Source organism: Kitasatospora sp. NPDC057518 (genome assembly GCF_042802075.1).
Taxonomy (GTDB): domain Bacteria; phylum Actinomycetota; class Actinomycetes; order Streptomycetales; family Streptomycetaceae; genus Kitasatospora.
The window spans coordinates 1-12385 of the sequence record NZ_JBHVEU010000263.1 but is presented as its reverse complement, the minus strand read 5'-3'; the positions used below and the strand labels follow the sequence as shown (position 1 = coordinate 12385).

12 protein-coding genes are annotated in these 12385 nt (G+C 71.9%); 7 read left to right on the top strand and 5 right to left on the bottom strand.

Features of this window, described 5'->3' with window-relative positions; genetic code table 11:
- Positions 1-127: 127 nt before the first annotated feature.
- On the top strand, positions 128-1705 hold the full coding sequence (locus ACFU7Z_RS25025) for a glycosyltransferase family 87 protein (RefSeq protein WP_380779774.1): 1578 nt from the start codon (positions 128-130) through the stop codon (positions 1703-1705).
- 40 nt (positions 1706-1745) lie between these two features.
- Here ACFU7Z_RS25025 and ACFU7Z_RS25020 read toward each other — a convergent pair whose 3' ends face one another.
- From ACFU7Z_RS25020 to ACFU7Z_RS25010, 3 genes are all read right to left on the bottom strand, one after another.
- Positions 1746-2780, bottom strand: a complete 1035-nt coding sequence (locus tag ACFU7Z_RS25020) for an alanine racemase (protein ID WP_049651114.1) — start codon at positions 2778-2780, stop codon at positions 1746-1748.
- A gap of 13 nt (positions 2781-2793) precedes the next feature.
- The gene (locus tag ACFU7Z_RS25015; RefSeq protein ID WP_074001890.1) at positions 2794-3912 is read right to left on the bottom strand and encodes a peptidoglycan bridge formation glycyltransferase FemA/FemB family protein; all 1119 of its coding nucleotides are present in this window, start codon (positions 3910-3912) and stop codon (positions 2794-2796) included.
- Positions 3913-4136: 224 nt separating this feature from the next.
- On the bottom strand, positions 4137-4436 hold the full coding sequence (locus tag ACFU7Z_RS25010; RefSeq protein ID WP_074001889.1) for a hypothetical protein: 300 nt from the start codon (positions 4434-4436) through the stop codon (positions 4137-4139).
- 321 nt (positions 4437-4757) lie between these two features.
- Here ACFU7Z_RS25010 and rpsF point away from each other — a divergent pair, with 321 nt between their 5' ends.
- The 4 genes from rpsF (at position 4758) to rplI (ending at position 6542) form a co-directional block, all read left to right on the top strand.
- Positions 4758-5048: a 30S ribosomal protein S6 gene (gene rpsF, locus ACFU7Z_RS25005; protein WP_049651111.1), complete on the top strand. Its 291-nt coding sequence runs from the start codon at positions 4758-4760 to the stop codon at positions 5046-5048.
- 96 nt (positions 5049-5144) lie between these two features.
- Positions 5145-5762, top strand: a complete 618-nt coding sequence (locus tag ACFU7Z_RS25000; protein ID WP_380779771.1) for a single-stranded DNA-binding protein — start codon at positions 5145-5147, stop codon at positions 5760-5762.
- Positions 5763-5841: 79 nt separating this feature from the next.
- Entirely contained in the window at positions 5842-6078 is a 237-nt protein-coding gene (gene rpsR, locus ACFU7Z_RS24995; protein WP_030059640.1) for a 30S ribosomal protein S18, read from the top strand.
- 17 nt (positions 6079-6095) lie between these two features.
- Positions 6096-6542, top strand: a complete 447-nt coding sequence (gene rplI / locus ACFU7Z_RS24990; protein WP_049651109.1) for a 50S ribosomal protein L9 — start codon at positions 6096-6098, stop codon at positions 6540-6542.
- Positions 6543-6625: 83 nt separating this feature from the next.
- On the opposite strand, the gene ACFU7Z_RS24985 is transcribed toward rplI, so the two are convergent.
- Entirely contained in the window at positions 6626-7972 is a 1347-nt protein-coding gene (locus ACFU7Z_RS24985; protein ID WP_049651108.1) for an MATE family efflux transporter, read from the bottom strand.
- A 451-nt stretch (positions 7973-8423) separates the two neighbouring features.
- Between ACFU7Z_RS24985 and dnaB the strand changes: the two genes are divergently transcribed.
- Positions 8424-10028, top strand: coding sequence for a replicative DNA helicase (gene dnaB / locus ACFU7Z_RS24980; RefSeq protein WP_079271991.1), 1605 nt, complete (start codon positions 8424-8426; stop codon positions 10026-10028).
- A gap of 22 nt (positions 10029-10050) precedes the next feature.
- On the opposite strand, the gene manA is transcribed toward dnaB, so the two are convergent.
- Entirely contained in the window at positions 10051-11229 is a 1179-nt protein-coding gene (gene manA / locus ACFU7Z_RS24975; protein WP_380779769.1) for a mannose-6-phosphate isomerase, class I, read from the bottom strand.
- A gap of 336 nt (positions 11230-11565) precedes the next feature.
- On the opposite strand from manA, the gene ACFU7Z_RS24970 reads away from it, so the two are divergent.
- Positions 11566-12333, top strand: a complete 768-nt coding sequence (locus ACFU7Z_RS24970; RefSeq protein ID WP_074001887.1) for a polyprenol monophosphomannose synthase — start codon at positions 11566-11568, stop codon at positions 12331-12333.
- Positions 12334-12385: the final 52 nt, after the last annotated feature.

The window sequence follows — 12385 nt, the reverse complement described above, 5'->3', positions numbered from 1 at the left end:
GCGGTCCTCCTCGGAGGGCCGCACCGCCGTTTCCGTCGCGCCCGCCGCGCCCGCCCGCGGCGAAGAGGTACAGACCGTTGCGGGGTCCTCCTCGTCCCGGCGGGACGGGTGCGGCAGGATGTCCGGCATGACGTCGAGCGATCGTGACGAAACCGCCGGGCCGGACGGGTCCGGCGCCGCCGCAGGGCCCCTCCCGGCAGCCGTCGCCACGGCCGCGCCGCCGGCCAACACCGTGGTCGTGCCGGCCGACGAGGACCCGGTGGCGGCGGCCGGCAGCGAGGTGTTCGGCGGGCCCCCGGGCCGCCGGGCGCTGCTCGGCGTCTCCTGGTGGGTCCCGGCGCGCTTCCTGGCGCTCGCGGTGATCGTGGTGTCGGTGCTCGGGATGGTGCAGAAGCTGCCCTGCTACGAGCAGGCCTGGTTCCAGCCGGGCTCGCCGCAGTACATCCACGCCTGCTACAGCGACATCCCGCACCTGTTCTCCGGACGCGGCTTCGCGGCCGGGCTGCACCCGTACGTGGACCGCATCCCGGGCTCCTCGGGGGACCTCCAGTACCTGGAGTACCCGGTGCTGACCGGCCTGTTCATGCAGGTCGCGGCCTGGCTGACGCCGGGCGGCGGGGACCAGCAGAGCCAGGAGCAGTGGTTCTGGGCGATCAACGCCGGGATGCTGATGGCCTGCGCGGTGGTCGCCGCGGTGGCGCTCTCCCGCACCCACCGGCGCCGTCCATGGGACGCGCTGCTGTTCGCGCTCGCCCCCGTCCTGCTGCTCAACGGCACCGTCAACTGGGACCTGCTCGCGGTCGCCCTGGCCGCCGTGGCGATGGCCTGGTGGAGCGGTGCCCGCCCGGGCTGGGCCGGTGTCTTCATCGGCCTGGCCACCGCGGCCAAGCTCTACCCGCTGCTGCTGATCGGCCCGCTGCTGGTGCTCTGCTGGCGGGCCGGCCGGTGGCGCGAGTTCCGGGTGATGCTGGGCGGCGCGGTCGGCTCCTGGCTGGTGGTCAACCTGCCGATCATGCTGGCCAACTGGCGGGGCTGGTCGACCTTCTACGTGTTCAGCAAGCACCGCGGCGAGGACTACGGCTCGTTCTGGCTGATCCTGATGCAGCGCCGGGGCGCCGGGCTGGCCGACCTCGACGTCTACATCGGCGTGCTGATGGTGCTGGGCTGCCTGGCCATAGCGTGGCTCGGCTTCTCGGCCCCGCGCCGGCCGCGCTTCGCCCAGCTGGCCTTCCTGGTGGTCGCGCTGTTCGTGCTGGTCAACAAGGTGTACTCGCCGCAGTACGCGCTCTGGCTGCTGCCGCTCGCGGTGCTGGCCCGGCCGCGCTGGCGGGACTTCCTGGTCTGGCAGGCCTGCGAGGTGCTCTACACCCTGGGCATCTGGTCCCACCTGGGCCTGGTCACCGGCTCCAAGCAGCACGGGATCGGCGAGGGCTGGTACCACTTCGCGATCGGGCTGCACCTGCTGGGCACGCTGTACCTGGTCGCCCTGGTGGTCCGCGACGTCCTCCACCCGGACCGCGACCCGGTGCGCTGGGACGGCAGCGACGACCCCTCCGGCGGGGTGCTGGACCACGCCCCGGACGTGTCCGTGCTGGGCACCGCCCGCCGGCTGCGCGAGGAGGAGAGCTACGCCGGGTACGCGCCGGCCGGCCCCGAGCAGTGGCTCAACGAGCCCGAGCTGCCGGAGCCGGCCGAAAAGGCCTAGCCGGTCGGAAAGGCCTGGCGGGTCGGAAAGGCCTGGCGGGTCAGCGGTCCACCACGCGGTCGAAGTGCGTGGTGGTGTGCCGGACCTGGAGACCGAGCTCCTCGCCGATCGCCGGGGGCTTGGTCTCCCCGTCCAGGAAGAGCAGCGAGACCTGCATGTGCGGCGGCTCGGCGAACCACAGCTGCTTGCCGGCCCAGTGGAACGGCGACTTGGTCTTGTTGACGGTCGCCAGGCCGGCCCGGGCGATGCCCTTGGCCCGCGCCCCCATGCTCTGGAGGTACTTGGGCGCCTCCAGGCCGATGCCGTGCGCGGTGCCGCCGGCGACCACCAGGATGTGGCCGTCGGAGGGCGCCGGGTGCTGGCGGTAGCCGTAGCGGTCGCCCTTCTGCAGCGGGGTGACGTCCAGGACGGTGGCCCGGACCTCCAGCGCGGCGTGGTCGCCGAGCCAGAGCCGGGTGCCGATCCGGGCCCGGAAGACCGTCTCCGGGTAGCGCTGGGCCAGCTGGTCCATGCCGGCCGCGCCGAGGTGGCTGACGAACACGGTGTGCACCGGGATGCCGGCCGCCCGGGCGGTGTCCACCCAGTACGCGACCTCCTCGATCGGGCTGGAGCCGTCCGGCCGGTCCATCGGCAGGTGCAGCGCCAGGCCCTCGAAGGCGACGCCCTCCAGCTCGTTGGCGACGGTGCGCAGGTCGGCCGCGCTCACGCCGTGCCGGCGCATGGTGGTCATGCACTCCAGCACCACCCGGGCACCGTGCAGCGAGCGCAGCGCCTCCACGCTGGCCACCGTCCGGATCACCCGGGCGTGCGGCAGCGGGAGCACCTCCTCGCCGACCCGGTACGGGGTGAGCACCAGCAGCTCGCCGCCGTACCACTCGGCGGCGTCGGCCGCCTCGTACGCGGTACCGACGGCGAGCACCCCGGTACCCAGCAGCGTCGCCTCCTCGGCCAGCCGGTGGTTGCCCAGGCCGTAGCCGTTCCCCTTGGCGACGGGCACCAGGCCGGGGAACTCGGCGAGGACGGAGCGCTGGTGGGTGCGCCAGCGTTCGGTCTCGAGGTAGAGCGACAGCGTCATCGGGTCAGCCTCCTCAGCGGCGGGACATGTAGAGGTCGAGGGCCTTGTGCAGCAGCTTGTTGAGCGGGAAGTCCCACTCGCCGAGGTACTCGGCCGCCTGGCCGCCGGTGCCGACCTTGAACTGGATCAGGCCGAACAGGTGGTCGTTCTCGTCCAGGGTGTCACTGATGCCGCGCAGGTCGTACACCCCGCCGCCGAGGGCGTAGGAGTCGCGCATCATCCGCCACTGGATGGCGTTGGACGGCTTGACCTCGCGCTTGTGGTTGGCCGAGGCGCCGTAGGAGTACCAGACGTGCTCGCCGACCACCAGCATCGTGGTGGCGGCCAGCGGCTCGCCCTCGTGGTAGGCGATGTAGAGCCGCATGCGGTTCGGGTCCTCGGCCACCAGGGCCTTCCACATCCGCTGGAAGTAGGCCAGCGGGCGCGGGGTGAACTTGTCGCGCTCGGCGGTGACCAGGTAGAGCTGGTGGAAGATCGGCAGGTCGTCGTAGCCGCCCTGGTAGACCTCGACGCCGCTCTTCTCGGCCTTCTTGATGTTGCGGCGCCAGAGCTGGTTGAAGTTCTTGTGGATGTCGTCCAGCGAGCGGTTGGCCAGCGGCACCTGGAAGACGTAGCGGGGCTGGACGTCGCCGAAGCCGGCGCCGCCGTCCTCGCCCTGCAGCCAGCCGGCCTTGCGCAGCCGGTCGGCCACCTCGAAGGCGCGGGCCTCGTACCAGTCGGCCTCGACGTCGCGCAGGCGCTTGGCCTGCTTGCCGGCGATGGCCTCCTTGATGGTGGGGGCGTTCCAGCGGCGGATGACGATCGGCGGGCCCATCTTCACCGAGAACGCGCCCTGCGACTTGAGGTGCGCCAGCATCGGGGAGAGCCAGCGGTCGAGGTCGCGGTCGAACCAGTCGATGACCGGTCCCTCGGGCAGGTAGGCGAGGTAGCGCTTGAGCTTGGGCAGCTGGCGGTAGAGGACCAGGCCGGCGCCGACGAGCTGGTCGGTCTCGTCGAACCAGCCGATCGACTCGGAGCGCCACTCGGCCTTCACGTCGCCCCACGACGGCACCTGCATGTGGCTGGCCGAGGCGCGGCTCCTGATGAAGGCGAGGTGCTCCTCGCGGGTGATCGTCCTCAGGCGCAGGCTCATGTGCTCGGTGCTCCTCGTCGTCGGGCTGCGGTGGCCCAGGTTCTCGGGCTGACCTTATCGTCCGGGGTCCGGGCGCCCGTCGCTGCGGGCACGGCGGCGCCCCCGTCGGGTACCTGTCTCCTCTGCAGATACGCGACGGGGGCGGCGAGGGTTCCGGGCGGGGCCTGTGGGCTCGGTCCCAGCGGTGCGGTCCGGGGGCGTGCGAGGGGGCGCGGGGGCCCGGTTCAGCCCCAGAGACCGCCGCGGGCGATGCCGAGGTAGAAGCCGATCGCGGCGGCGCCGAGTGTGATCATCAGGACGAAGCGCTCGGCGGTGGTGACCGAGACGAACATGCCCCACAGGCCCGTGACGATGCCGAACAGGCCGGTCCACGAGGTCAGCAGGTGCAGGTTGTGGAAGAACGAGGTGGTGAAGGCGATCACGCCCAGCACGGCGGTGACGCCCACCAGGGCGTTCTCGCGGGGGTGCGGGTGGCCGTCGGTGTTCAGGGTGAGGGCGGGCATGCGGTGGACGGACTGTGCCATGGGTCCCACCTCCTGGCGTGGAGACGAACGGGCAGGAATCCCGTTCCGTCCAGATTGCGGCGCTTGGGCCGCTCTCACAACCCCTATGCGTTTTGTTCGGCCGTCCGGGTGCAGGTAGGCTGTGCCGTCTGCACTGGTGTAGTTGTGCCCCCTCTGCACCCTCTACCGGGTGGGATCCGCCTCCGGGCGGAGCGGGGGCCGATTGTCCGACCCGGCCGCTACGGTGGGCCGGAGTCGTCACTGCTCCGGTGCCGACGCTACGCACAACCCTCCTGCCACGGAGAGACCGTGGCCGCTGAGTCCAAAGGAGGTGGGTTACTCATGCGTCACTACGAGCTGATGGTCATCCTCGACCCCTCGGTCGAGGAGCGCGCTGTCTCCCCCCTGATCGAGAACTTCCTCACCGTCGTCCGCAACGCGGGTGGCAAGGTGGAGAAGGTCGACACCTGGGGTCGCCGCCGTCTGGCTTACGAGATCAACAAGCAGTCCGAGGGCATCTACTCGGTCATCGACCTCAAGGCCACGCCTGAGGTCGTCAAGGAGCTCGACCGCCAGCTGGGCCTGAGCGAGTCGGTTCTGCGGACCAAGGTCCTGCGCCCGGACACCCACTGAGCCACCTCTGAGGCCTTCGGGTCTCGGGTAGCTCGCGTCCGCTGTTTCACGTGAAACAGCGGTGAACGGACATCTTCCCGAGAGGTCATCACCACCATGGCAGGCGAGACCGTCATCACCCTCGTCGGCAATCTCGTCGACGACCCCGAGCTGCGCTTCACCCCGTCGGGTGCGGCGGTCGCGAAGTTCCGCATCGCGTCCACCCCCCGCACCTTCGACCGTCAGACGAACGAGTGGAAGGACGGCGAGAGCCTCTTCCTCACGTGCAACGTCTGGCGGCAGCCGGCGGAGAACGTGGCCGAGTCGCTGCAGCGCGGCATGCGCGTCATCGTGCAGGGCCGACTGCGCCAGCGGTCTTACGAGACCAAGGAAGGCGAGAAGCGGACGGTCTTCGAGGTCGAGGTCGACGAGGTCGGTCCGAGCCTGCGCTCGGCGACCGCCAAGGTCACCCGGGCCAACCGGTCCGGCGGCCCCGGTGGCGGCTTCGGCGGCCAGCAGGGTGGCGGCCAGGGCGGCGGCGGCAGCTGGGGTGGAAACTCCGGCGGCGGCGGCCAGCAGGGCGGCGGCAGCTGGGGTGGAAACTCCGGCGGCGGCCAGTCCGGCCCCTCCGACGACCCCTGGGCCTCCAGCGCCCCGTCCGGTGGAAACCAGGGCGGCGGCTGGGGTGCCCCGGCCGGCGGCGGTGGCGGCTACTCGGAAGAGCCCCCGTTCTAAGAGCTGACAGATTTCGTGCGGCCCGGCCGCCGGCGTCCCCGGACGCCCGCCGGGCCGTGAACCCCAAATGGAGCACACAATGGCGAAGCCGCCTGCTCGCAAGCCGAAGAAGAAGGTTTGCGTCTTCTGCAAGGACAAGGTCAACTACGTTGACTACAAGGACACGAACCTGCTGCGGAAGTACATCTCCGACCGCGGCAAGATCCGTGCCCGTCGGGTGACCGGCAACTGCACCCAGCACCAGCGTGACGTCGCCACGGCCGTGAAGAACAGCCGTGAGATGGCGCTGCTGCCCTACACCAGCACCGCGCGCTAAGAGAGGGTGACCAAGTAATGAAGATCATCCTCACTCACGAGGTGCCGGGTCTCGGCTCCGCCGGCGAGGTCGTCGAGGTCAAGGACGGCTACGCCCGCAACTACCTGGTCCCGCGTGGCTTCGCCATCCGCTGGACCAAGGGTGGTCAGAAGGACGTCGACGCCATCCGTCGCGCCCGGAAGATCCACGAGATCCAGACCCTCGAGGCCGCCACCGCGGTCAAGGGTCAGCTCGAGGGCGTCCAGGTCAAGCTGGCCGTCCGCTCGGGCGACGCCGGCCGTCTGTTCGGCTCGGTGACCCAGGCCGACGTCGTCGAGGCCATCAAGGCCGCCGGCGGCCCGGCCGTGGACAAGCGCGCCGTCGCGATCGCCTCGCCGATCAAGACCGTGGGCTCCCACAAGGTCTCGGTCAAGCTGCACTCGGACGTCGTGGCCAACCTCGACGTCGCCGTCGTGGCTGCCTGAGCTCCGTAGAGCACAAGGCCTGAGGGCCGGACTCCTCCGGGAGTCCGGCCCTCGGTCTTTTCCGGCCCGGTTCTCTTCGGGCCTCAGCCGCGCACTGCTCCGGTGACCAGCCACTTGCCGCCGCGGGCGCGCCAGGCCAGGAAGCCGGCCCGCAGCAGCATGAACAGGTTCATCGCCCACCAGAGCCCGGCCAGTCCGGTGCCGGTGGCCGGCACCGCCAGGGCCACCGGGACGAACACCGCCAGGGTGGCGAGCCCGGCCCAGGCCAGGTAGCGGCCGTCCCCGGCGCCCATCAGCACGCCGTCCAGCACGAAGACCGGGCCGGCCACCGGCTGGGTGAGCGCGAGCAGCAGCAGGGCGGTGTCCAGCTGGGCCCGGACGGCCGGATCGGGTGTGAAGAGCGGGACGTACAGTGGGCGGGCGACCACCACCAGCAGGCCGAGCACCAGCCCGGAGACGACGCCCCACTCGACCATCCGCCGGGTGGCGGCCCTGGCGCCGGGGACGTCCGAGGCCCCGAGGTAGCGGCCGATGATGGCCTGGCCGGCGATCGCGATCGCGTCCAGCGCGAAGGCCAGGAAGTTGAACAGCGCCATGGTGATCTGGTGGGCGGCGACCTGGTCGTCGCCGAGCCTGGCGGCGACCGCGGTGGCGGTCATCAGCACCGCGCGCAGGCTGATCGTCCGGACCAGCAGCGGGCCGCCGGCCCTGGCACTGGCCCGGATGCCCGCGGTGTCCGGCCGCAGCGAGGCCCCTTCCCGGCGGGCGCCGCGGACCACCACGACCAGGTAGGCGGCGGCCATCCCGGTCTGGGCGAGCACGGTGCCCCAGGCCGAGCCGGCCACCCCGAGCCCGGCGCCGTACACCAGGCCGGCGTTCAGGCCGATGTTGGCGGCGAAGCCCGCGACGGCCACCACCAGCGGCGTGCGGGTGTCCTGGAGGCCGCGCAGCACCCCGGTGGCGGCCAGCACCATGAGCATCGCCGGGATGCCCAGCGAGCTGATCCGCAGGTACGTCACCGCGTGCGGCGCGGCGGTCGCCGAGGCGCCCAGCGCGTCGGCCGCCCAGGGCGCCAGCACCAGGGTGAGGAGGACCACCGGGACGGCCAGGCCCAGGGCGAGCCAGATGCCGTCGATGCCCTGCTGCACGGCGCCCCGGCGGTCCCCGGCACCGATCCGGCGGGCGACCGCCGCGGTGGTCGCGTAGGCGAGGAAGACGAACACGCCGGTCGCGGTGGAGAGCGCGGCGGAGGCGACGCCCACCCCGGCCAGCTGGGGGGTGCCGAGGTGGCCGACGATCGCCGAGTCGGCCATCAGGAAGAGCGGTTCGGCGACGAGCGCGCCGAAGGCCGGGACGGCCAGAGCGAGGATCTCCCGGTCGTGCCGGCGTCGCGAGGGCTTCGGGGCCGGGGTCGGGGGCGAGGCGGTCATGGGCTCCAGGCTACTCATCCACAGGTAATGGATGTAAGGCCCTAGTGACTATTACTCGAAATCTTGAGCGGCGCGGTTCGTCCGCTCTGCGCCCACAGCCGTTCGGAGGTGTGTGAAGAATTTCTCATGCACAGGACCGGGAAGAGGTAATCCCAGGTCAACAGGTTGACGGTGGATCGATTGTTCGGTTATCCACAGGGACGTCCACAGGGGTGTCCACAGCTTTGCGGCAGTTCTCCACAGGACGGGGCCGGTCATCCACACCCCCTGTGGATAACCGCCTTGGCGCAACGGCGTCCGGCGCCTTAGCGTGGGCCCTCCGCCCGACACTCCCGCCGCCCCGGCGTCCGTTTTGTCGGGACCGTGGCGTACAAAGAGGAGCGGCTCCGCTCCACCCAGCCACCGGCAAGCCCGCTCCACCTTCGCACCACTCGCTGATCGGGGAACACGCGTGACCGGCCCCCAGTACGACGACCACGACGCCCCGCCGCCGGAGGAGGACTGGCAGCCCGCCGAGGACCCCTTCCCGGCCGGCGCCTTCGACGACGCCCCCTTCCCGGACGGCCCGGGGGACCGGCTGCCGGTCTCGCGCGGCCGTGGCCAGGGCGGTCAGGGCGGTGGCCGTGACGGCCAGAAGGGCGGCTTCCAGAAGGGCGGCAAGGGCGACCGGAAGGACGGCGGCTGGCAGCGCCGGGACGAGGGCGGCGGCGACGGGGGCGGGGGCGTGGACGGCTTCGAGCGCGTCCCGCCGCAGGACCTGGACGCCGAGAAGTCCGTCCTCGGCGGCATGCTGCTCTCCAAGGACGCCATCGCCGACGTCGTCGAGGTGCTCAAGCCGGTCGACTACTACCGGCCCGCGCACGAGATGGTCCACGGCGCGATCCTCGACCTCTACGCCCGCGGCGAGCCGGCCGACCCGATCACCGTGGCCGGCGAGCTGACCAAGCGCGGCGAGCTCCAGCGCGTCGGCGGCGCCTCCTACCTGCACACCCTGGTCAACTCCGTCCCGACCGCGGCCAACGCCGAGTACTACGCCCAGATCGTGCACGAGCGCGCGGTGCTGCGCCGGCTGGTCGAGGCGGGCACCCGGATCGCTGGCATGGGCTACGCGGCCGAGGGCGACGTGGACGAGATCGTCAACGCCGCCCAGGCGGAGATCTACGCCGTCACCGAGCAGCGCACCAACGAGGACTACGCCCCGCTCTCCGACATCATGGAGGGCGCCCTCGACGAGATCGAGGCGATCGGCTCCCGCAACGGCGAGATGTCCGGCGTCCCCACCGGCTTCGCCGACTTCGACCAGCTCACCAACGGCCTCCACCCCGGCCAGATGATCGTCATCGCGGCCCGTCCCGCGATGGGCAAGTCCACCCTGGCGCTGGACTTCGCCCGGGCCTGCTCGATCCACCACAAGCTGCCGAGCGTGATCTTCTCGCTCGAAATGGGCCGCAACGAGATCGCCATGCGCCTGCTCTCCGCCGAGGCCCGGGTGGCGCTGCACCACATGCGCTCCGGGAACATGACGGACGACGACTGGACGCGGGTGGCCCGCCGGATGCCCGACGTCAGCGAGGCGCCGCTGTTCATCGACGACTCGCCGAACCTGTCGATGATGGAGATCCGCGCCAAGTGCCGCCGGCTGAAGCAGCGCAACGACATCAAGCTGGTCGTCATCGACTACCTCCAGCTGATGCAGTCCGGCGGCTCCCGGCGGGCCGAGAACCGTCAGCAGGAGGTCTCGGACATGTCCCGTAACCTCAAGCTGCTGGCCAAGGAGCTGGAAGTCCCGGTCATCGCGCTGTCCCAGCTGAACCGTGGTCCCGAGCAGCGCACCGACAAGCGGCCGATGGTCTCGGACCTCCGCGAGTCCGGCTCGATCGAGCAGGACGCCGACATGGTCATCCTGCTGCACCGCGAGGACGCCTACGAGAAGGAGTCCCCGCGCGCGGGCGAGGCCGACCTGATCGTCGCCAAGCACCGTAACGGTCCGACCGCGACGATCACGGTGGCCTTCCAGGGCCACTACTCGCGCTTCGTCGACATGACCCGGGACTGAGCCCGGGCCCCGTCCGGAGCGGTCAGACGGTGACGGTGGCGCGGAAGAGCGTGCCGCCGGTGCCGGAGAGGCGGGTCGGGGTGCCGGTGGCGGGGAGGAAGGCGGCCTGGCCGCGGGCCAGGTCCAGGACGGTGCCGTCGGCGGCGGTCAGCCGGGTGGCGCCCTCGGTGCAGAGCAGGATCTGCGGGGTGCGGCCGTCGATCTCGCGCTCGGCGCCGTCCAGGACGAAGCGGGAGAGCCGGAACTCGTCGATCGGGACGGGGTAGAGCTCCTCGCCCGGGGTGCCCTCGACCGGGGCCGGCTCCAGCGGCTCGGGGGCTCCGGCCTCGAAGACCACGACCTTCAGCAGCTCCGGCACGTCGATGTGCTTGGGGGTGAGGCCGGCCCGCAGCACGTTGTCGGAGTTGGCCTGGAGCTCGACGCAGACGCCGGACAGGTAGCCGTGCGGGACCCCGGCGCCCAGGTAGAGCGCCTGGCCGGCCCGCAGCCGGACGTGGTTGAGCAGCATGCCGGCGACCACGCCGCGGTCGTCCGGGAAGTCCTCGGCGATCCGGGCGTACGGGGCGTACTCCCCGTCCGGGTCGGTCGCCGCCAGCACCTCGACGGTCCGCCGGACGGTCTCCGGGTCCAGCGCGAGGGCGGCGGTCAGGGCGCCGCGCAGCGCCTCGGAGTCGTCCTCGGCGGCCAGCCGCCCGATCACCGGGGCGAGCCCGGGCACCCCGAGCCCGGTCAGCAGCCGGGCCGCGTCGGCGGGCCGCCGGAAGCCGCACAGGCCGTCGAAGTCGCCCAGCGCGCAGACCATTTCGGGCTTGTGGTTGGCGTCCCGGTAGTTGCGCTCGGGGGCGTCCAGGGGGATCCCGAGGGCGTTCTCGGCGGCGAAGCCGGCCCGGGCCTGGTCGAGCGTGGGGTGGGCCTGGATGGACAGCGGGATGCCCGCGGCCAGGACCTTGAAGAGGAACGGCAGGGTCGGGCCGAACCTGGCCACGCTCGCGGCGCCCAGCTCGCCCTCGGGGTCGGCCGCGATCAGCTCGTCCAGCCGGCGCGGGCCCTCGCCGCGGTCGGCGCGGGACGGGGCGCCGGGGTGGGCGCCCATCCACAGCTCGGCCTGCGGTTCACCGGTCGGCCGCTGCCCGAGCAGCTCGGGCAGGGCGGTGAGCGACCCCCAGGCGTACGGGCGGACGGTGTTGACGAGCCTGTCCATGCGCGCGGTCCTACTCCTTCGCAGTCTGGGCGGCCCCGGATGTCCCGAGTCCGGATCGCCGGGGCGGGCCCGGCGGTGCGGGCGGTCCGGGCACGGGCAAGGGAAACGACCCTAGCCGAACGGTGTCACCCACGGGGAAACGGTGGCCACCGGGTGGGAGTGCCACGGCCGGACCTGCGGTTCCCGGCGCGGTAGTAGGATGCCAGGACGCAGTAGCCTCCGCCCTGCGCGCAGTTCGCCACCGAGGTCCTCCCGGCGGGCTGCCGGCGGAGCCGCGTTCCAGAGTGCGGGCGCCGGTGTTCCGAGACCCCCCGTCATCGGCCGAGAGGTTTGTACGTGACCGTGAACCAGCAGAGTTTTGCTGATCTCGGCAAGGTCCTGGTGATCATCCCGACCTACAACGAGGCGGAGAACGTCGAGCGGATCGTCGGCCGGGTCCGTGCCGCCGTCCCCGAGGCGCACGTCCTGGTCGCCGACGACAACAGCCCCGACGGCACCGGCGAGCTGGCCGACAAGCTGGCCGTCGAGGACGAGCACGTCCACGTCATGCACCGCAAGGGCAAGGAGGGCCTCGGGGCCGCCTACCTCGCGGGCTTCCGCTGGGGCATCGACAACGGCTACGACGTCCTGGTCGAGATGGACGCGGACGGCTCGCACCAGCCCGAGGAGCTGGACCGGCTGCTGGGCGCGCTGCGCGGCGCCGACCTGGTGCTGGGCTCGCGCTGGGTGCCGGGCGGCCGGGTGGTGAACTGGCCGAAGTCCCGGCTGCTGCTCTCGCGCGGCGGCTCGACCTACTCGCGGCTGATGCTGGGCGTGCCGATCCGGGACGTCACCGGCGGCTACCGGGCGTTCCGCAAGGAGACCCTGCTGGGCCTGGGCATGGACGAGGTCGCCTCGGCCGGGTACTGCTTCCAGGTCGACCTGGCCTGGCGCACGGTGAAGGCCGGGTTCAAGGTCGCCGAGGTGCCGATCACCTTCGTCGAGCGCGAGCTGGGGGCGTCCAAGATGAGCCGCGGCATCGTGGTCGAGGCGCTGTGGCGGGTGACCACCTGGGGTGTCACCGACCGGCTGGCCAAGCTGCGCGGGGCCACCGCGAAGCGCTGACCGACCGAACCGTTCTTGGCCGAAGGGCCCGTCCACCGAACCGGTGGACGGG

Excerpts from the sequence above, each read along its gene's own strand:
- ACFU7Z_RS25025 (WP_380779774.1), top strand. The coding sequence starts at position 128 with ATGACGTCGAGCGATCGTGACGAAACCGCCGGGCCGGACGGGTCCGGC.
- ACFU7Z_RS25020 (WP_049651114.1), bottom strand. The coding sequence starts at position 2,780 with ATGACGCTGTCGCTCTACCTCGAGACCGAACGCTGGCGCACCCACCAG.
- ACFU7Z_RS25015 (WP_074001890.1), bottom strand. The coding sequence starts at position 3,912 with ATGAGCCTGCGCCTGAGGACGATCACCCGCGAGGAGCACCTCGCCTTC.
- ACFU7Z_RS25010 (WP_074001889.1), bottom strand. The coding sequence starts at position 4,436 with ATGGCACAGTCCGTCCACCGCATGCCCGCCCTCACCCTGAACACCGAC.
- rpsF (WP_049651111.1), top strand. The coding sequence starts at position 4,758 with ATGCGTCACTACGAGCTGATGGTCATCCTCGACCCCTCGGTCGAGGAG.
- ACFU7Z_RS25000 (WP_380779771.1), top strand. The coding sequence starts at position 5,145 with ATGGCAGGCGAGACCGTCATCACCCTCGTCGGCAATCTCGTCGACGAC.
- rpsR (WP_030059640.1), top strand. The coding sequence starts at position 5,842 with ATGGCGAAGCCGCCTGCTCGCAAGCCGAAGAAGAAGGTTTGCGTCTTC.
- rplI (WP_049651109.1), top strand. The coding sequence starts at position 6,096 with ATGAAGATCATCCTCACTCACGAGGTGCCGGGTCTCGGCTCCGCCGGC.
- ACFU7Z_RS24985 (WP_049651108.1), bottom strand. The coding sequence starts at position 7,972 with ATGACCGCCTCGCCCCCGACCCCGGCCCCGAAGCCCTCGCGACGCCGG.
- manA (WP_380779769.1), bottom strand. The coding sequence starts at position 11,229 with ATGGACAGGCTCGTCAACACCGTCCGCCCGTACGCCTGGGGGTCGCTC.